We start from the raw sequence: 18,807 nt of genomic DNA, 5'->3' as shown, positions 1-18,807 counted from the left end.
CCCACCACCCACGGAACCTCCATGGCCAAACGCCAGCTCAACCGCCGCCAAAACTGGCGCATCGAAAAAATCCAGAACGAGCGCGCCGCGCGTGCGGCCAAACGTGAGCAGCATGTGCTGCAGGAGCTGGAGGGTGGCGACTTGGGGCCGGAGCAACTGGGCCTGGTGATCGCACACTTCGGTGTGCAGGTAGAAGTGGAAGCCCAGGACGGCGAAGCCGCGGGCCAGGTGTTCCGCTGCCACTTGCGCGCCAACCTGCCGGCCCTGGTCACCGGCGACCGCGTGGTCTGGCGCGCGGGCAACCAGGGCATCGGCGTGATCGTCGCGCAGATGCCGCGCAGCACCGAGCTGTGCCGGCCGAACAACCATGGCCAGCTGAAGCCGGTGGCGGCCAACGTCGACCTGATCGTGATCGTCTTCGCCCCGGCCCCCGAACCGCACCCCAACCTGATCGACCGTTACCTGGTCGCGGCGGAACACGCCGGCATTCGCCCACTGCTGCTGCTGAACAAGGCCGACCTGATCGATGACCAGAACGGCCCGGGCCTGCATGCACTGCTTGAGGTGTACCGCGAGCTGGGCTACCCGCTGCTGGAAGTATCGGCACACCACGGTGACGGCATGCAACGCCTGCAGCAGATGCTCGATGGCCACATCAGCGTGTTCGTCGGCCAGTCGGGGGTGGGCAAGTCGTCGCTGGTCAACAGCCTGCTGCCGGATGCCGGCACACGCGTCGGCGACCTGTCGGAATGGTCTGGCCAGGGCACCCACACCACCACCACTGCGCGGCTGTACCACTTCCCTAATGGCGGTGACCTGATCGACTCGCCGGGCATCCGCGAATTCGGCCTTGGCCACGTCAGCCGCAGCGATGTGGAGGATGGCTTCATCGAGTTCCGCGACCTGTTCGGCACCTGCCGCTTCCGCGATTGCAAGCATGATCGCGAACCGGGCTGTGCGCTGCTCAAGGCGCTGGATGAGGGGCGCATCAAGCCGCAGCGCATGAGCAGCTACCGCTCGATCATCGCCAGCCTGCCGGAAGACGCCTACTGACCTGCCCGCTCTCGCAGGTACTACACAAGGCTCAAGGGCCACGCCAATCCTGTGGGAGCAGGCACCGCGGTGCTTGGCACGGGCTTCGCCCGTGTTCGCGGGCAAGCCCGCTCCCACAGGTTCCGCGCTTGCTTCAGCTACAGCGCGATCCTGTAGGGTTTACTGCTCCTTGGTCTCATCCATCTTCAACGTCCCCTCTTCGAAGATGTTCAGCTTCTGGCGCAGTTCACGCGGCTGCATGGGTGCCTGCTCGGCCCCCCCTGGCACAGCCGGTGCCGCAGCGGCCGGAGGTGTAGGCTCGGCAGCCGGTGCTTCTGGCGCGCCCTGCTCACCCTCGATGTTGCGCTGGGCCTTCTTGGTCAGCACGATGATGTCGATGCGGCGGTTGACCGGGTTGAACGGGTTGTTGCGGTCGAACAGCGACGACGAGGCATACCCCACCACGCGCGCCACCTGGCCATCCGGATAGCCACCGGCCACCAGCGCACGACGCGCTGCGTTGGCGCGGTTGGCCGACAGCTCCCAGTTGCCGAACTCACCGCTGCCCGCATACGGCTTGGCATCGGTGTGACCACTGATGCTGATCTTGTTCGGCACCGCCTTGATGGTGTCAGCCATGGCCAGCAGGATGTCTTCGAAGTAAGGCTGCAGGCGCGCACTGCCGATGTCGAACATGGGCCGGTTCTCCGCATCCATGATCTGGATGCGCAGGCCGTCCTGGGTGATCTCGAACAGGATCTGGTCCTTGAACTTCTGCAGTTGCGGGTTTTCCTCAACCTTGTTCTGCAGCTCTTGCAGCAACAGCTCCAGACGCTCGCGCTCGACCTGCTCGGCCATGGTTTCCACCTGATCCTTGTCCAGCTGGATGCTGGTATCAGGCGTCGGCTCCGACTTGGCCTCGGGGTTGATGGTCTTTTCCGGGGCCAGCTGCGGTGAGCCACCGAGGTCGATGATGTACGGCGTACCGCTTTCCGAGAAGCCGATCGGGTCCTTGAAGTAGCCGGCAATGGCGATCTTCTGCTCCGGCGTGGCCGTGGACAACAACCACAGCACCAGGAAGAACGCCATCATCGCCGTGGCGAAGTCGGCGAAGGCAATTTTCCACGCGCCGCCGTGATGGCCGCCGCCATAGCGCTTGACGCGCTTGACGATGATGGGCTGATTGTTCTCCATGATTCAGCGACCGCGAACCGCTTGTTCCAGTTCGGCAAAGCTCGGGCGGTGCTTGGGGTACAGCACCTTGCGCCCGAATTCCACCGCCAGCGAAGGCGGCATGCCCGAGGCCGAGGCCACCAGCGAAGCCTTGATCGATTCGTAGAGGTTCAGCTCTTCCTTGGCATCGTGCTCCAGGCACTTGGCCAGCGGACCAAAGAAGCCGTAGGCCGCCAGAATACCGAAGAAGGTACCTACCAGCGCCGCCCCCACATGGAGGCCGATGGAGGCCTGGTCACCATCGCCGAGCGAAGCCATGGTCACCACGATACCCAGTACCGCCGCAACGATACCGAAACCTGGCATGCCGTCGGCGATGCCGTTCACCGCATGGGACGGGTGCTCCAGCTCTTCCTTCATGCTCAACAGCTCCATGTCGAACAGACCTTCGAGCTCGTGCGGCGCCATGTTGCCGGTGGACATGATGCGCAGGTAGTCGCAGATGAATGCGGTCATGCGCTCGTCGGCCAGCACTGTCGGGTACTTGGCGAAAATCGGGCTGGCTGCGGCATCCTCGATGTCGGCCTCGATGGCCATCATGCCCTCACGACGGCTCTTGTTGAGGATTTCGTACACCAGGCCCAGTACTTCCAGGTAGAAGGCATGACTGAAGCGCGAGCCGAACATCTTCATCGACTTCTTGATGACGTGCATGGTCATGTAGCCAGGGTTGGCCTGCAGGAACGCACCAAAGGCCGCACCGCCAATGATCAGTACTTCGAACGGCTGAATCAGCGCCGCGATCTTGCCGTGAGAGAGTACGTATCCGCCGAGCACGCTCGCGAATACGACGATGATGCCGATAATTTTAGCCATAGGTTCAAAGCACTTGCTGTCGTGGTCAGGGGAAGAGACGGGAGCCTGAAAACTCTTCTTCTACTTATCGGCAGAACTGCGCCAGACTATAGCCACTCATTGCGAAAAGCCAGTTCGGACTGATGTCAAAATGACAATTGAAACCAAGGTGCCCGCTCAGGCCCCACGTACGCTAGAGGCCTGGGTAAAGCTGCTCGAGGGTGTTCGCATCCCGGTGCCGAAGCACAGCTACGACCGGGTCATGACCGCGATCCACGATAGCCGCCGCTCGCTGCGCGATATCGCCGAACTGATGCAGGATAGCCCGGCGCTGGTGCTGTCGGTGATGCGCGAAGCCAATCACCCCACCAATGCCAGCCTGGCCGAGCCGGCCGAGAGCCTGGAAGTCGCCATCAACCGCCTGGGCCTGGAGCGCAGCGAACAGCTACTCAAGCGCCTGCCTGCGCTGCCTGCGGAAGAGATCCCGCCGGTACTGTGCCAATTCCAGCTGATCAGCCAGCACGCCTCGCAGCAGGCCAGCGGCCTGTTCGCCAGCCGCCTGGCACGGCTATGGCAGGAAATTCACTGGGGTAGCCTGCTGTTCCTGGCACCACTGTGGCCGCTGGCGCTGGCCTACCCCAAGCTGCTCGACACCTGGGAACTGCGGGTTATCCACAAGGGCGAAGACGCCGCCCATGTCGAGGAACAGCTGTTTGGCGTGCGCATCATGACGCTGTGCCAGACCATGGCAGAGTACTGGCGCCTGCCACAGTGGGTGACCCAGGGTTATCGCCTGCTGCTGGAAGAACGCGAACAACTGGCCCAGGTGCTCAACATCGCCCGCGATCCGGACCTGCTCAGCCAGCAACATCGCCTGGACGCCGAGCCCGGCCTGCGTCGCTGGTTCAACCAGCCGGCCAATACCGTGCTTTTGGCCAACAACCTGGCCCTGGCGGCGCAGGTGGGCTGGGACAACCCGCACCTGCTGCGCTGGCAACTGTTGACCGCGCTGTACCTGCAGACCTCGCTGGAAGACGTGCAGCAGCAGGTGCACCAACAGGCAGCAGCCAGTGCCCGCCGCCATGCCCAGCACGCCCTGTTCCATCCGGCCGAAGCGCTGATCTGGCCTTGGCACCAGCGCCGCCCGCATCCGGACATGCTGACCTCGCCACCGCCCGGCAACGACGACCTGACGCGCTGGCGCAAGCTGTGCCAACACCTGCTGGCCCAACCCAGCCCGTTCACCAACGGCGTGCACCTGGCCACCCAGGTCCTTGAAGCCCTGTTGGCCTGCGGCATGCAGCGCGTCCTGCTGCTGAGCCTGGACAAGGCCAGCGATCAACTGCGTGTGCAGCAGTTCGCCGGCCTGCCCAAGGAGGCCGGGGCGCTTACCCTGCAGGTATCGCAGAACAAATTGCTGCAGAAGCTGCTGGCCCAGGCCGGCCAGTTACGCATTACCCCGCAGAACCACAGCCAGTTCTCGGCGCTGCTGCCGGCCCCACTGCAGGCCTTGTTCAGCAGCGAGCACGTGCTGCTGCGCTCGCTGGCGGTGAACGACCAGGTGTTGATGCTGATGGTGGCTGACCAAGGCAGCCGACCGCTGGCAGATGTCAGCGTGCAGGCTTTCGCCAAGACCGCACAATGCACCGAGCGGGCGCTGTCGGTGTTTGCCAACCGCAAGGCCTGAGCCTTGCGCTACAATCTCCCCCTCTTTGCAACTGGAGACCGTGGATGACTGACTTTTCCGGCCTGCCCCTGGTAATAGAAGCTGCAGACTTGCTGCCGCGCCTCGGTTCGCCACAGCTGATCCTGGTCGACCTGAGCAATAGCAACCGCTATACCAGCGGGCACATCCCCGGTGCACGCTTCGTCGAAGGCAAGCGCACCCAGCTCGGCCAGCCCCCTGCGCCCGGCTTGCTGCCAACCCAGGGCGAGCTGGAAAAACTGTTCAGCGAGCTTGGCCACCGCGACGATGCGGTGTATGTGGTATACGACGATGAAGGTGGCGGCTGGGCCGGGCGTTTCATCTGGCTGCTCGATGTGATCGGCCACAAGCGCTATCACTACCTGAACGGCGGCATACAGGCCTGGCCGGCCGACAAACTCTCCACCGAAGTGCCCGCCAGCGCTAACACCCCCGTGCAACTGCGCATCGACACGGCGCCCACAGCCACCCGCGAGTACCTGCAAAGCCGCCTGGGCGCGGAAGACCTGGTCATCTGGGATGCCCGTGGCCCGCAGGAATTCCGCGGCGAGAAAGTGCTGGCAGCCAGGGGCGGCCACATTCCCGGTGCCATCAATTTCGAGTGGACTGCCGGCATGGACCTCAACGACCACCTGCGCATCCGCCCGGACATCGCTCAAGTCCTGCAGAACCTGGGTATCACCCCCGACAAGGAAGTGATCACCCATTGCCAATCCCATCGCCGCTCCGGTTTCACCTACCTGGTGGCCAAGGCCCTCGGCTACCCACGCGTCAAGGCCTACGCCGGCTCGTGGAGCGAATGGGGCAACCACCCGGACACGCCTGTAGAAGTCTAAGGAACCTGCATGAAATCCCGTTTGTTCATCATCAGCCAGTACCTGCTGCCGCACCATCTGCTGTCGCGCCTGGCAGGCTGCATCGCCGAATGCCGTGTACGCTGGTTCAAGAACGCCTTTACCGCCTGGTTCGCCAAGCGCTACCAGGTGAACATGGCTGAAGCTCTGGTCGAAGACCTGAGCGCCTACGAGCACTTCAATGCGTTCTTCACCCGCGCCCTGAAGCCAGGCGCACGCCCGTTGGACGAAACCCCGGGCGCCATCCTGTGCCCGGCCGACGGTGCCGTCAGCCAGCTTGGTCCGATCGAGCACGGCCGCATATTCCAGGCCAAGGGCCACGGCTTCAGCGCCCAGGAACTGCTGGGCGGTGACCCGGCGCTGGCCGCACCGTTCATGGGTGGCGAATTCGCCACCATCTACCTGTCGCCGAAGGACTACCACCGCGTACACATGCCGCTGGCCGGTACCCTGCGCGAAATGGTCTATGTGCCGGGCCGCCTGTTCTCGGTCAACCAGACCACCGCTGAAAACGTCCCTGAGCTGTTCGCTCGCAACGAACGCGTGGTGTGCCTGTTCGATACCGAGCGCGGGCCAATGGCCGTGGTGCTGGTAGGTGCGATGATCGTCGCCTCGATCGAGACCGTGTGGGCCGGGCTGGTGACGCCGCCCAAGCGCGAGCTGAAAACCTTCCGTTACGACGAAGCCAGCCGCGCGCCGATTCACCTGGAAAAAGGTGCCGAGCTGGGCCGCTTCAAGCTGGGCTCGACCGCTATCGTGCTGTTCGGGCCAGAGCAGGTGAAATGGGCCGAGACGCTGGGTGCCGGCTCGGCTGTACGCATGGGGCAGCAGTTGGCGATGCCTGTGCAGGCCTGATTCAAGCAGCATGAAAAAGGCCCTGCACGAGCAGGGCCTTTTTATTGGGGCCGCTACGCTGCCTCCAGGTCGCGATCAGCCGCGTGCGTCGCGGTCACGCACGCCGAGCAGGTACAACACACCATCCAGCCCAAGGGTGGAAATCGCCTGTTTGGCCGACTGGCGCACCAGTGGCTTGGCACGAAACGCCACGCCCAGGCCAGCCAGTGACAGCATCGGCAGGTCGTTGGCACCATCGCCCACGGCAATGGTCTGTTCCAGCTCCAGGCCTTCTTCGCTGGCCAGCTTCTGCAGTAGCTCGGCCTTGCGCTGAGCATCAACGATGGGTTCCACGGCCACGCCGGTCACCTTGCCGTCGACCACTTCCAGCTCGTTGGCAAACACGTAGTCGATACCCAGGCGCGCCTGCACCTGGCGCGCGAAGTAAGTAAAGCCACCAGACAGGATCGCGGTCTTGTAGCCCAGGCGCTTGAGCTCGGCGAACAGGTTCTCGGCCCCCTCGGTCAGGCGCAGCGAAGCGCCGATTTCGTCCAGCACCCCGACGTCCAGGCCTTTGAGCAGGGCCATGCGCTCCTTGAAGCTGGCGCGGAAGTCCAGCTCGCCACGCATGGCGCGCTCGGTGATTGCCGCCACCTGGTCGCCCACACCAGCGGCCTTGGCCAGTTCATCGATGACTTCGGCTTCGATCAGCGTCGAGTCCATGTCGAACACCGCCAGACGACGGTTGCGGCGGAACAGGTCGTCCTTCTGGAAGGCGATATCAATGCTCAGTTCCTCGGCCAGGGCGAAGAAATCGGCACGCAGGGCCTGGCCGTCGCTCGGCACACCACGCACGGAGATCTCGATGGCCGCCTTGCCTTTGCCAGTCTGGGCATCCAGCGCGACACGGGCCGACAGGCGCTCGATACGCTCGATGGTCAGGCCGTACTGGCTGATCACCGCACTCACCCGCTGCAGTTGCTCGGGGGTGACCTTGCGGCTAAGCAGGGTGACGATGTGGCGCGCCTCACCCTGGCCGTCGGCCCAGTGCTGGTAGTCGGCTTCGGAAATCGGCGTGTAGCGGGCCTGCAGGTTCAGTTCGTGGGCCTTGGCCTGCACGCTTTGCAGCAGGGCTGTGGCCACTTCGTTGTCCGGAAGGTCGACCAGGATGCCGAACGACAGGGTGCCGTGCATGACGGCCAGGCCGATGTCGAGGATACTCACACCGCCCTGCAGCAGGACGCCGGTGATGGCCGCAGTGAGACCGGGACGGTCCTCACCGGTGATGTTGATCAGGACGATTTCGCGCACAACCTGGCTCCGACTTCGATGAAAAATGCGCATTCTACCGATTTTCCGTGACCATCGGGCGCCGACGATACTTTGCCGACAAAACCCGGCTCGCTATACTCCCCACACTTTCATGCCATTAAGAGCCGAGCTCAGTGAACCGGCCCACGCCCGTCAAACCAGACAACTTCTTCCTGATGATCTATCGCGCCCTGAGTCAACGTCGCGTGCCGCTGGCACTGCGCATCGCCTGCACCAACATTTTCCTGGTGGCACTGGCGCTGGTGATCTACGCCTGCGTGATGGGCCTGCAATTCAAGCAGGCCATGCACGAGCAGGCCGATGCCCTGGGCCAGAGCCTGACCACCCAGACCGCCACCTCGGCGACCGAACTGCTGGTGGCCAACGATATCCTCAGCCTCAACGTGCTGCTGGGTAACCTGGTGAAGAACCCGTTGGTAGCCCATGCCGCCATCTATAGCGTGGACAACCGCATTCTCGCCGAAGCCGGCCAGCGTCCGCGCAACAGCCTGCTGGGCGAGGCCGAAGGCCTGTACCAGACCAAGATCACCTTCCAGGACGTGACCGCCGGGCAACTGCGTATCAGCCTGGACATGAGCCAGTTCCAGCAGCCGATGCTTATCAGCTTGCAGAGCATGGGCATCCTCGCCGCCATCCTGCTGGTGCTGGCGCTGACCCTGAGCCTGCGCCAGGGCCGCTTCATCACCTTGCCGCTGCTGCAATTGCGGGTCTGGCTGCGCGACCCGCAGCCCCATACCCCGGCTACCGACCGCCAGGACGAGATCGGCGATATCGCCCGCCAGCTGCACGCACGCCTGGCGCCGCCGCCACCACCGGAGCCGGAGCTGGAGCTGGAGGAAGAAGACGACGAGCATTTTCACGACCTGCAGGACGCCCCTGTCGCAGCGAAAGCCGCACCACGCGCCAAGGTTGCCGCCCAGGCCGATGAAGATGACGACGAGGCCTTCGCCGGCCTGCTGGACGACGACAACGCCCCAAGGGTTGCCGTGGTTGAGTCCGACGAGCCGCAGTTCACCGCCGTGCTTGCCGTACAGCTGGGTTCCCAGGAACAGCTGCGTCGCCTGCCACGCACGCGCCTGACCGAGTTGACCGAGCGCTACCGCGACTGCCTGGAGCACGCGGCCTCGCTCTATGACGGCGAAACCCACACGCTCAACGACGGTAGCACCTTGGTGCTGTTCCACAGCCGCGACTGCGGCGAGGAGTACCTGACCAACGCCATCTGCTGCGGCGAGCTGCTGCGCGCCCTGGGCCATGCCCTGCAGATCGAAGTGGCGGACAGCGGCATCACCTTGCAGTTGCAACTGGGCCTGGCCTTGGGTAACGACCTGCAAGGCCTGGAGCTGGTAGACCTGCTGATGACCGAGAAGGCCCAGGACGCGCTGGCGCTGTCGCAACACAGCCGCAACCTGTTGCTGGTGGAGCGGCAGATCAGCGATGACACGCTGATTCGCCAGCGCGCCCGCATTCGCCCGATTGCCAGCCCGGAAGGAGCCTGCTGCGTGGAGCGGTTGATGGAGCCCTACCCATCGATGCTGGAACGGCAGTTGACGCGGATGCACGAGCGTAGGGCCTGACAGATGTAGATACCTGTTCGCGATGCCAACCTTTCGACAGGTTTACTGCAGCCATAAAAAAGCCCGCACCAATGCGGGCTTTCTTATAACTGACGGTTCGATCAGAACCGATAGACTTCCATATCGGTACGAATCGGCGCAGCCATCGGGATCTTGGATTTCTCCGGAGCCTTTTTCACCTGTACCGGTGCAGCTGATTTCTTGGGCGTTTCTTCGGCAATCGCAGGCTGATTGGCCAGCGGTTTCACTGCGGTGCTCAGCTGTTCGGCCAGCTTCTGCAGCAATTGGCCCTGGGCCTGCACCTGCGACGCCTCACTTCCCTCGTGCTGTTGCTCAAGGTGCACGATGCGGTTGTCGCGCACATGACCACGGCGGTCCAGCAGGCGCCACTGGGCGTCCAGGATGGCCGGCTGGTCCTTGCCCGAATCCAGGCGAGTGATCGATAGCAGCACTTGTACATCCGGGGTGAAGCCGGCAGTCGCCGGAGCCAGCACCACGCGCTGGCTGTCCAGACGCCAGGCAAGCTGGCGCACCAGCAGCTGGTCGATATCTGCCGAAAGGCTACCAGCCCAACGACCGTCGGTCGCCGAGCTCAGGCTGCCGTCGGCCTGACGCTGCAGGAATGTCTCGCGTTGCAGGTAATCGGCTACCGATACCGGGCCGAGTACCACGGCCATGCCTGCACTCTGCGAAGGCTGGCCAGGATCACCACTGTCGAGCTGGTACAGGGCAACCGGCTGGTGCATGGTGCACCCGCCAAGGCCCAGCAGGCCAGTCATCAACAGCGCAAATGGAAGGCGCAGAAGTTTCATCATCCCATCCAGGCGGTCGCCAACAGGCCAACCGCAGTGATACACGTAGATTCAAACGGGCACACGGCCACGCCGGCACCGCAAGGGCCATATCATCCGCGAAATAACCGTCCGACTCCAGCATTTCTGCCCGGAACAGCGCTGAAATTGCCGTTCCAGACATTTCAACCGGTCAAGCCGGCACTTCCACCTGCAATCCGTCGACTCGCTGGAACCCGCGCGGCAGCTTGCTGCCACGCCGTCCACGCTCGCCCTTGTAATGCTCCAGGTCGTCCGCTTTCAGGGATAGGGTACGCTTGCCGGCTTGCAATACAAGTGTCGCACCCTCGCCTATCACAGCAAGATCGGTAACAAATTCTTCACGGCTGGCCACTCGATCGCCGGGTATACCGATGATCTTGTTGCCCTTGCCTTTACCCAGCTGGGGCAGATCGCTGACCTTGAATACCAGCAGACGGCCTTCGGTAGTCACCGCTGCCAGCCAATCCTGCTCGCGGTTGGCCACCGCGCGGGGGGTCATGACCTTGGCGCCGTTGGGCAGGCTGAGCAAACCCTTGCCGGCCTTGTTCTTGGCTTGCAGGTCCTCACCCTTGACCACGAAGCCGTAGCCGGCATCCGAAGCTACCACGTACAGCGCCTCGTCATCAGGCAGCAGCACGCATTCAAACGTGGCCCCCGGTGGTGGCGTCAGGCGCCCGGTCAGCGGCTCACCCTGGCCACGCGCCGACGGCAGGCTGTGGGCGGCCAGCGAATAGCTGCGGCCGGTGGAATCGATCAGCACGGCGAATTGGTTGGAGCGCCCGATGGCTGCGGCCTTGAAACCATCGCCCGCTTTGTACGACAGGCCGGTGGCGTCGATGTCGTGGCCCTTGGCGCAGCGCACCCAGCCCTTTTCCGACAGCACCACGGTAACCGGCTCGGTCGGCATCAGCTCGTTTTCCGACAGCGCCTTGGCTTCGGCGCGCTCGACGATCGGCGAGCGGCGATCGTCGCCATAGGTTTCGGCATCCTTGATCAACTCGCTGCGGACCAGCTTGCGCAGCTTGGCGTCGCTACCCAGCAGGGCCAGCAGTTTGGCCTGCTCCTTCAGCAGTTCGTCCTGCTCGCCACGGATCTTCATCTCTTCCAGACGCGCCAGCTGCCGCAGGCGAGTCTCGAGAATGTAGTCAGCCTGGATCTCGGTCAGGTCGAAACGGGCGATCAGGGCCTGCCTGGGCTGGTCCTCGGTACGGATGATGTGGATCACTTCATCCAGGTTGAGGAACGCGGTGAGCAAACCTTCCAGGAGGTGCAGGCGCTTCTCCACCTTGTCCAGACGGTGCTGCAAACGGCGACGAACGGTAGCGGTGCGGAACTCCAGCCACTCCAGCAGCAACGCACGCAGGTTCTTCAGCTGTGGCCGACCGTCCAGGCCGATTATGTTGACGTTGACCCGGTAGGTACTCTCCAGGTCGGTGGTGGCGAACAGGTGCTGCATCAGTTCGTCGACGTCGACGCGATTGGAGCGCGGGATGATGACGATGCGGCACGGGTTCTCATGGTCCGACTCGTCGCGCAGGTCGGCGACCATCGGCAGCTTCTTGGCCTGCATCTGCGCAGCGATCTGCTCCAGCACCTTGGCCCCGGAAACCTGGTGCGGCAGTGCAGTGACGACGATATCGCCATCTTCCACGCGGTACACCGCACGCATTCGGATCGAGCCGCGGCCGCTTTCGTACATCTTGAGGATTTCTGCCCGCGGCGTGACGATCTCGGCCTCGGTCGGGTAGTCCGGCCCCTGGATGTGCTCGCACAGCTGCTCGATGCTGGCCTTGGGCTCGTCAAGCAGGCGCACACAGGCCGTAGCCACTTCCCGCAGGTTGTGCGGCGGTACGTCGGTGGCCATGCCCACGGCAATACCGGTGGTGCCATTGAGCAGAATGTTCGGCAGACGCGCCGGCAGCACGGCCGGCTCCTGCAAGGTACCGTCGAAGTTCGGCACCCAGTCCACGGTGCCCTGGCCGACTTCGCTGAGCAGCACTTCGGCATAGCGCGACAGCCGCGCTTCGGTGTAGCGCATGGCGGCGAACGACTTCGGATCGTCCGGCGCACCCCAGTTGCCCTGGCCGTCGACCAGGGTGTAGCGGTAGCTGAACGGCTGCGCCATCAGCACCATGGCCTCGTAGCACGCCGAGTCGCCGTGGGGGTGGAACTTGCCGAGCACGTCGCCGACAGTACGCGCCGATTTCTTGTGCTTGGCGTCGGCATCGAGCCCCAACTCGCTCATGGCGTAGACGATGCGTCGCTGCACCGGCTTCAGGCCATCGCCGATGTGCGGCAGGGCGCGGTCCATGATCACGTACATGGAATAGTTGAGGTAGGCCTGTTCGGTGAAGTCAGCCAGCGAGCGGCGTTCGACGCCGTCCAGGCTGAGTTCCAGTGAGTCGCTCATGCGGGCCTCGTCATTTCAGGTTCTGGCGCAGCAGCATGGTGCCGCCGCGCTGGGTAAATTCAAGTTGTTTCAGGGCACTCATGCCCAGCAATACGGTTTGCCCGTCCAGGCCCGGCACCACAATGGCGCGTACGTCCTGCAGGCGGATGTCCCCCAGCTGCAGGCTGGCCAGGCGCGTCCGGTAGCCTTCGGTGCGGCCGTTGGCGGTACTGAGCTGCACCGGGCTACCACGTTCCAGGCTCAATTCGCGACCGAGCGCCTCGGGGATGGCCACGTCGGTGGCGCCGGTGTCGAGCATGAAGTGCACGACCTGGCCGTTGATCGCACCATCCATCACGAAGTGGCCCTGGCCATTACCCAGCAGGCGCACTTCGATAAAGCCTTCGCCATGCGACGACTGCACCTGCGCATTGGGGTTGCGCTGGCGGTCCTCCCACTGGCCGAAGAAACGTGTGGCAAGGAACAGCGCCGCCGCCCAGGCGACGAACATCAGAACCTTGCCAGCCCGCCTGCCCGGTGCCTGGCTCATGGCTTGGCGCTCCAGCCACCTTGCGGCGCGTCGAAACGCCAGACGATCGGCCGTATCTCGCCATCGGCACGCGCGCCGTTGTTGTTGTCCACGCCGATCCAGGCGCCCTCGGCATCGATCACCAGGGCCTCGGCCAGACCATACGGCTGTTGATAGCGGCGCGACTCGATCAGGGCGTCGGCAGCGAACGACCAGCAGCGCTCGACCGCACCGCTGTCGGCATCACGCCGGCACACCCGGTAGGCGTTGCGCTCGAGGGTGAACAGCTTGCCCTCGAACCAGGCCAGGTCGGCAAAGTCGCGCGACAGGGCCCGGGCATCAGGCATTTGCGCCGGTTGCAACTCGACCCCGGCTTCGCTGAGCAGGACACAGCTGCGGCCACAGGCCCACACCGACTGCTGGCGTTCGATCGCCACCAGGCCACGGCGCTCGCGCTCGGCAGCCAGCCACAGGCGGTCGCCCGCCGGGTTGATGGCCAGGCCTTCGAACAAGGCATTGAAGTTCAGCAGCATGCCGCTGGCCCGGGCCTGACGCACCATGGCCGGGTCGATCTTCAACCAGCCCGCCTGGCCATCCGGTGGCAATTGCAGTACGCCGGCATTAGCCTCGCTGACCAGGTACAGGTTGCCGGCCTGGTCGCAGGTGATGCCTTCCCAGTCCAGTTCGCCCCCGCGGATATACGACGCCGCCCAGTTGCGCGACTTCAGGCCCCACGGCAGGCCGCTGTCCGGCGCCGGCGGCGGGGTGAAGATGAGCGGCTGCGCGCGCCAGGCCGCGTCCTGCCGGTCGAAGCGGTAGATGCGGTCGTCGTCGCGGTCGGACACGCCCCATAACCCGCCCCGGCACTCCGCCAGGCCAGACAGGTTGCCCCCGCGCATGCCGTCAATCGGGTATTCGGCCCTCAGTTTCAGCTCTGGCCAGTCGCCCGCCGGGCTTGGCAGGGCAACCAGCATCAGGCAGGCAGCCAGAAGCCGCCGAATCAAACCATGACCTCGGCCAGGTTGCCCTTGGTTTCCAGCCAGCTCTTGCGATCGCCCGCGCGCTTCTTGGCCAGCAGCTTGTCCATCAGCTCGCAGGTGGCTTGTACATCGTCCAGGGTCAGTTGCACCAGGCGCCGGGTATTCGGGTCCATGGTGGTTTCACGCAGCTGGGGCGGGTTCATCTCGCCCAGGCCCTTGAAGCGGGTGACCTGCGGCTTGCCGCGCTTCTTCTCGGCCACCAGGCGGTCGAGGATGCCATCGCGCTCCGCTTCGTCGAGGGCGTAGTAGATTTCCTTGCCCAGGTCGATGCGGTACAGCGGCGGCATGGCCACATACACATGCCCGGCCTCGACCAGGGCGCGGAAATGCTGGACGAACAGCGCGCAGAGCAGCGTGGCGATATGCAGGCCGTCGGAGTCGGCGTCGGCGAGAATGCAGATCTTGCCGTAGCGCAGTTGCGCCAGGTCGCTGGCCCCCGGGTCAACGCCGATGGCCACGGCGATGTTGTGCACTTCCTGGCTGGCCAGCACTTCACCGCCGTCCACTTCCCAGGTGTTGAGGATCTTGCCGCGCAACGGCAGGATCGCCTGGAATTCCTTGTCGCGCGCCTGTTTGGCCGAACCACCGGCCGAGTCACCTTCGACCAGGAACAGCTCGGCGCGCATCGGGTCCTGACCGGCGCAGTCGGCCAGCTTGCCGGGTAACGCCGGGCCCTGGGTGATGCGCTTGCGCTCGACCTTCTTGCTGGCCTTGAGTCGGCGCCCGGCGTTGCTGATCGCCAGTTCCGCCAGTTGCATGCCCAGTTCGGGGTGGGCGTTCAGCCAAAGACTGAAGGCGTCCTTGACCACGCCGGACACGAACGCCGCCGCCTCGCGCGAGGACAGCCGCTCTTTGGTCTGCCCGGAGAATTGCGGATCCTGCATCTTCATCGACAGCACGAAGGTGATGCGTTCCCAGACGTCTTCCGGCGCCAGCTTCACGCCGCGCGGCAGCAGGTTGCGGAATTCGCAGAACTCGCGCATGGCATCCAGCAGGCCCTGGCGCAGGCCGTTGACGTGGGTGCCACCCTGGGCGGTGGGGATCAGGTTGACGTAACTTTCCTGGATGCTGTCACCACCTTCGGGCAGCCACAGCAAGGCCCAGTCGACGGCTTCCTTATTACCGGCCAGGCTGCCGCAGAACGGCTCGTCGGGCAGGCGCTGGAATTCGTTGACCGAGTCGACCAGGTAGGAACGCAGGCCATCCTCATAGTGCCACTCGACCTTTTCGCCGCTGGCCTTGTCCTCGAAACTGACCAGCAGGCCCGGGCATAGCACGGCCTTGGCCTTGAGCACATGCTTGAGGCGGCTGATGGAGAACTTCGGCGAATCGAAGTACTTGGGGTCGGGGCTGAAGTACACGCTGGTGCCGGTATTGCGCTTGCCGACCGAGCCGATCACTTCCAGCTCGCTGGCCTTGAAACCGTCGGCGAAGGTCATCTGGTATTCGTTGCCGTCACGTTTGACGCGCACGCGCACCTGGGTCGACAGGGCATTGACCACCGAGATGCCCACCCCGTGCAGACCACCGGAAAACTGGTAGTTCTTGTTGGAGAACTTGCCGCCGGCGTGCAGCTTGGTGAGGATCAGCTCCACCCCGGACACGCCTTCTTCCGGGTGGATGTCCACCGGCATGCCACGACCGTCGTCGCTGACTTCCAGCGAGTGGTCGGCATGGAGGATGACCTGCACCGAACGGGCGTGCCCGGCCAAGGCTTCGTCGACACTGTTGTCGATGACTTCCTGGGCGAGGTGATTGGGGCGGCTGGTGTCGGTGTACATGCCTGGCCGCTTGCGGACCGGGTCAAGGCCCGAGAGGACTTCGATGGCGTCTGCGTTATAGGCGCTAGCGCTGGGATTGGCCATGGGGTCTCGTCGTCAGTCTGGTGAATGCAAGAAAGTCAAAATACAGAAAAATCGAGCGCTGCATACTGCCCGCGCGCAATGCCGGCGAAGGCCAGCAGTGCCGGCAGGCGCTCGGCGAAGCCCTGGAAACTGTGGTCACCACCAGCCTGGATGCGCAGGGCACAGCCACGGTAATAGCGCTCGGCGTGACGATAGTCCAGGGTTTCATCGGCGGTCTGCAGCCACACTTGATAGCGGCTGGGGTCCACCGGGGCCGGTACCTCCAGCTCGGCCAGCGCCTGCACGTGATCGTGGGTCAGCTCCCAGGTTTCACCACTGTAGTGATTGCGCTGGGTGCCCAGGTAGCCGTCGAAATGCTTGTGCGGCGTCACCGCCGGGTTGACCAGCAGGGCCTTGAGGCCATGGTGCTCGGCCAGATGGGTGGCATAGTAGCCGCCGAGCGAACTGCCTACCAGCAGAGGCGCACCCAGTTCGGCGATGGCCGCTTCAAGCTGGGCGATGGCCTGGCGCGGGTGGTGGTGCAGGGCGGGCACGCGCAACTGCTCAGCCATGCCGAGCTGCTGCATGACGGCCTCGAGCTGGCGTGCCTTGGTCGAAAGCGGCGAGCTGTTGAAGCCATGGATATAGAGGATGGAACCCGACATGCTGCCCCCGGTAATCTGTGGCCTGGCGCCTGATGATGCGGGCGCAGGGACGCGCAGTGTAGCGCGTTCGGCGGGTTTTGACGCAGCGTCACGGGTTTCGCAACAATTTTGCCCCGCTTGGCTGACGCGGGCCCGGAAGGGGCGGCCGCGCCTGCAGTCGCAGCTCAGTAGCCCGGGCTGTCGAAGTCGAGCTTCACTGCGAAGTCCGACGCCCGCTCCACTCCAGTCTCCAGCCGCCCGTCGGCGTGCAGGCGCAACCAACGGTAGCCAGGCTGTTCTTCACTGACCTTGAAGTCCTCGCTGCCTGCCGCGAACTGAATGCAGGTGGACGGTGTGGCCAGCAATCGGCGACCCGCGCGCATTTCATCCCATGGCTGGTGCACATGCCCCCAGAGCAACGCCCGCACCTGTGGATAAGCGTCGACGATAGCGAACAGCGCCTGCGCGTTGCGCAAGCCGATCGGCGCGATCCAGGCACAGCCGATGTCCACTGGCTGATGGTGGAAACACACCAGGCAGTGCCGGTCGCCCGCCGACTTCAGGGCCGCTTTCAGCACCGCCAGCTGCTCATCCTGCAACCACCCATGTGTCGCTCCGGGCACCGCTGTGTCGAGCATAACGATGCGCCACGCACCGATATCGGTCACTGCCTGCATCAATTCCGGGGCGACCTGCGCCATCACCCGCGCCTCGTCATGGTTGCCTGGCAACCAGCGAGTGGGCACGGCGAACGGCGCGGTAAGCTCGCGAAACGCTTCATACGACGCCACGCTGGCATCCTGGGACAGATCACCGGTACACAGCAGCAGGTCGACAGGTGTTTGCGCGCGGCGCACCTGGGCTATCACATGGCGCAGGCTGTCACGGGTATTGAGCCCGAGCATGCTGCCGGCCGGGTCAGCGAACAGGTGGGCATCGGTCAGTTGCACCACATGCACGGGGCGCGATTGGTCTGGCTGCGGCAACGGCCGTCTCCTCTAACGGATTCAGCACGAATTATGGCTGCACATCGGTTACGAGCAAACACCCGCAGCCGACCCACGTCACAATTCCGCGATCGTCAGCGAACGCTGGCCAGTTCGTGGCCGCAGGCCAGGCAGTGGCTCAGCCATTCGCCGAGGAACAGGTTGAGCTGGGCCTTTTCGTCCGGCTGGTGCATGGCCGCGTTGGGATAGGGGTAGATGCTGCGCAGGCGTCGGGCATGCTCGGCACTGACCACTTCGGCCATGCGGGCATCGTGGTACACCTGCACTTCCAGATGCGGCACCGGCAGCCATGGCAGGCTGTGCTCCTGGCGCACATGCAGGGTGGTGGTGTACGGGCACGCGAGCACCACGTCGAGCACCAGCACGCCAAGCATCTGGTCGCCCTGCGTCATGCCGATGCGGCGCGAACTCTGGGTGGTGCGCATGTCGGGCAACAGGCGCATCAACCGGGCGTAGTTGGCCTCGCAGGCTGCCTGCAGCCCGACCAGGTCGACCCGATAACGTTCGCGCAACAGGTTCACTTCCACATACCTCGTACTTCGTCGCGGTTCAGCGCCAGCCATTGCAGGCCGATGATGGTAGCCGCGTTGCACACACGCCCGTCGCGCACGGCTTGCATGGCATCCTCGAACGACCACACCCGCACGCGAATGTCTTCACCCTCCTCCTCCAGGCCATGCAGGCCACCTGCACCTTCGCTGCTGCAGCGGCCGAGGAACAGGTGTACGTATTCATCACTGCCGCCAGGCGACGGGAAGTAACGGGTCATCGGCCACAGCGCGGTGAAGGCCAGGCCAGCCTCTTCTTCGGCTTCGCGGTGGGCGACCTGCTCAGGTTGCTCGTCCTTGTCGATCAACCCGGCAACCATCTCGATCAGCCAGGGGTTGTCAATCTTGCCCAGGGCCCCTACCCGGAACTGCTCGATCAGCACCACTTCATCGCGTTGCGGATCATAGGGCAGCACGCACACTGCATCATGGCGCACGAACAGTTCGCGGCTGATCTCGCGGCCCATGCCACCGGCGAACAACTCGTGGCGCAGGTGTACCTTGTCGAGCCGGTAGAAGCCCTGGAAGCAGTTATCGCGCTTGACGATCTCGACCGCCCTGGGTACTGAGTTCAACGTATCTGACATGGGAATCCTCATTACCTCGCTTAC

Annotated in this window: 17 protein-coding genes; 5 read left to right on the top strand and 12 right to left on the bottom strand. The window is 64.2% G+C overall.

Annotated elements, in window-relative coordinates:
• Positions 1–21: 21 nt before the first annotated feature.
• Positions 22–1,053 (top strand): small ribosomal subunit biogenesis GTPase RsgA, encoded by a 1,032-nt coding sequence (rsgA, locus tag B4L76_RS16245; RefSeq protein WP_296233866.1) that lies wholly within the window; start codon positions 22–24, stop codon positions 1,051–1,053.
• Positions 1,054–1,212: 159 nt separating this feature from the next.
• On the opposite strand, the gene motB is transcribed toward rsgA, so the two are convergent.
• Both motB and motA read right to left on the bottom strand, forming a co-directional pair.
• A complete protein-coding gene (motB, locus tag B4L76_RS16240; protein WP_296233864.1) occupies positions 1,213–2,226 on the bottom strand; it encodes a flagellar motor protein MotB in 1,014 nt (337 codons plus the stop codon).
• A 3-nt stretch (positions 2,227–2,229) separates the two neighbouring features.
• Positions 2,230–3,081: a flagellar motor stator protein MotA gene (motA, locus tag B4L76_RS16235; protein WP_296233862.1), complete on the bottom strand. Its 852-nt coding sequence runs from the start codon at positions 3,079–3,081 to the stop codon at positions 2,230–2,232.
• Between the two features lie 130 nt (positions 3,082–3,211).
• Here motA and B4L76_RS16230 point away from each other — a divergent pair, with 130 nt between their 5' ends.
• From B4L76_RS16230 to asd, 3 genes are read left to right on the top strand one after another with little or no spacing between them, the layout of a single operon-like run.
• The gene (locus B4L76_RS16230; RefSeq protein ID WP_296233860.1) at positions 3,212–4,747 is read left to right on the top strand and encodes an HDOD domain-containing protein; all 1,536 of its coding nucleotides are present in this window, start codon (positions 3,212–3,214) and stop codon (positions 4,745–4,747) included.
• Between the two features lie 44 nt (positions 4,748–4,791).
• The gene (locus B4L76_RS16225) at positions 4,792–5,601 is read left to right on the top strand and encodes a rhodanese-like domain-containing protein (RefSeq protein ID WP_296233858.1); all 810 of its coding nucleotides are present in this window, start codon (positions 4,792–4,794) and stop codon (positions 5,599–5,601) included.
• A gap of 9 nt (positions 5,602–5,610) precedes the next feature.
• A complete protein-coding gene (asd, locus tag B4L76_RS16220; protein ID WP_296233856.1) occupies positions 5,611–6,474 on the top strand; it encodes an archaetidylserine decarboxylase in 864 nt (287 codons plus the stop codon).
• Between the two features lie 75 nt (positions 6,475–6,549).
• On the opposite strand, the gene serB is transcribed toward asd, so the two are convergent.
• Entirely contained in the window at positions 6,550–7,764 is a 1,215-nt protein-coding gene (gene serB / locus B4L76_RS16215) for a phosphoserine phosphatase SerB (RefSeq protein ID WP_296233855.1), read from the bottom strand.
• 134 nt (positions 7,765–7,898) lie between these two features.
• Between serB and B4L76_RS16210 the strand changes: the two genes are divergently transcribed.
• Positions 7,899–9,362, top strand: a complete 1,464-nt coding sequence (locus B4L76_RS16210) for an AhpA/YtjB family protein (RefSeq protein ID WP_296233853.1) — start codon at positions 7,899–7,901, stop codon at positions 9,360–9,362.
• A gap of 101 nt (positions 9,363–9,463) precedes the next feature.
• Here B4L76_RS16210 and B4L76_RS16205 read toward each other — a convergent pair whose 3' ends face one another.
• The 9 genes from B4L76_RS16205 to B4L76_RS16165 all read right to left on the bottom strand — a co-directional run bounded on the left by B4L76_RS16205 (position 9,464) and on the right by B4L76_RS16165 (position 18,783).
• A complete protein-coding gene (locus tag B4L76_RS16205; RefSeq protein WP_296233852.1) occupies positions 9,464–10,174 on the bottom strand; it encodes a PqiC family protein in 711 nt (236 codons plus the stop codon).
• A 172-nt stretch (positions 10,175–10,346) separates the two neighbouring features.
• Complete coding sequence (gene parC / locus B4L76_RS16200; protein ID WP_296233851.1) at positions 10,347–12,605, bottom strand: DNA topoisomerase IV subunit A; 2,259 nt, start codon at positions 12,603–12,605, stop codon at positions 10,347–10,349.
• A gap of 10 nt (positions 12,606–12,615) precedes the next feature.
• Complete coding sequence (locus tag B4L76_RS16195; RefSeq protein WP_296233850.1) at positions 12,616–13,134, bottom strand: retropepsin-like aspartic protease family protein; 519 nt, start codon at positions 13,132–13,134, stop codon at positions 12,616–12,618.
• Complete coding sequence (locus tag B4L76_RS16190) at positions 13,131–14,117, bottom strand: esterase-like activity of phytase family protein (protein WP_296233849.1); 987 nt, start codon at positions 14,115–14,117, stop codon at positions 13,131–13,133. Before B4L76_RS16190 ends, B4L76_RS16195 begins: the two co-directional genes overlap by 4 nt.
• Positions 14,114–16,018, bottom strand: coding sequence for a DNA topoisomerase IV subunit B (parE, locus tag B4L76_RS16185; protein WP_225779454.1), 1,905 nt, complete (start codon positions 16,016–16,018; stop codon positions 14,114–14,116). The genes B4L76_RS16190 and parE overlap by 4 nt, the downstream gene beginning before the upstream one ends.
• A gap of 35 nt (positions 16,019–16,053) precedes the next feature.
• Positions 16,054–16,662, bottom strand: a complete 609-nt coding sequence (locus B4L76_RS16180; RefSeq protein ID WP_296233848.1) for a YqiA/YcfP family alpha/beta fold hydrolase — start codon at positions 16,660–16,662, stop codon at positions 16,054–16,056.
• Positions 16,663–16,826: 164 nt separating this feature from the next.
• Positions 16,827–17,627: a 3',5'-cyclic-AMP phosphodiesterase gene (gene cpdA / locus B4L76_RS16175; protein ID WP_296233847.1), complete on the bottom strand. Its 801-nt coding sequence runs from the start codon at positions 17,625–17,627 to the stop codon at positions 16,827–16,829.
• A gap of 95 nt (positions 17,628–17,722) precedes the next feature.
• On the bottom strand, positions 17,723–18,175 hold the full coding sequence (locus tag B4L76_RS16170; RefSeq protein WP_114170587.1) for a DUF1249 domain-containing protein: 453 nt from the start codon (positions 18,173–18,175) through the stop codon (positions 17,723–17,725).
• The gene (locus B4L76_RS16165) at positions 18,166–18,783 is read right to left on the bottom strand and encodes an NUDIX domain-containing protein (protein WP_296233845.1); all 618 of its coding nucleotides are present in this window, start codon (positions 18,781–18,783) and stop codon (positions 18,166–18,168) included. The genes B4L76_RS16170 and B4L76_RS16165 overlap by 10 nt, the downstream gene beginning before the upstream one ends.
• Positions 18,784–18,807 lie beyond the last annotated feature (24 nt).

It is taken from the genome of Pseudomonas sp. UBA4617 (assembly GCF_002386445.1).
Classification (GTDB): domain Bacteria; phylum Pseudomonadota; class Gammaproteobacteria; order Pseudomonadales; family Pseudomonadaceae; genus Aquipseudomonas.
This window is presented reverse-complemented; position numbering and strand designations above follow the sequence as displayed.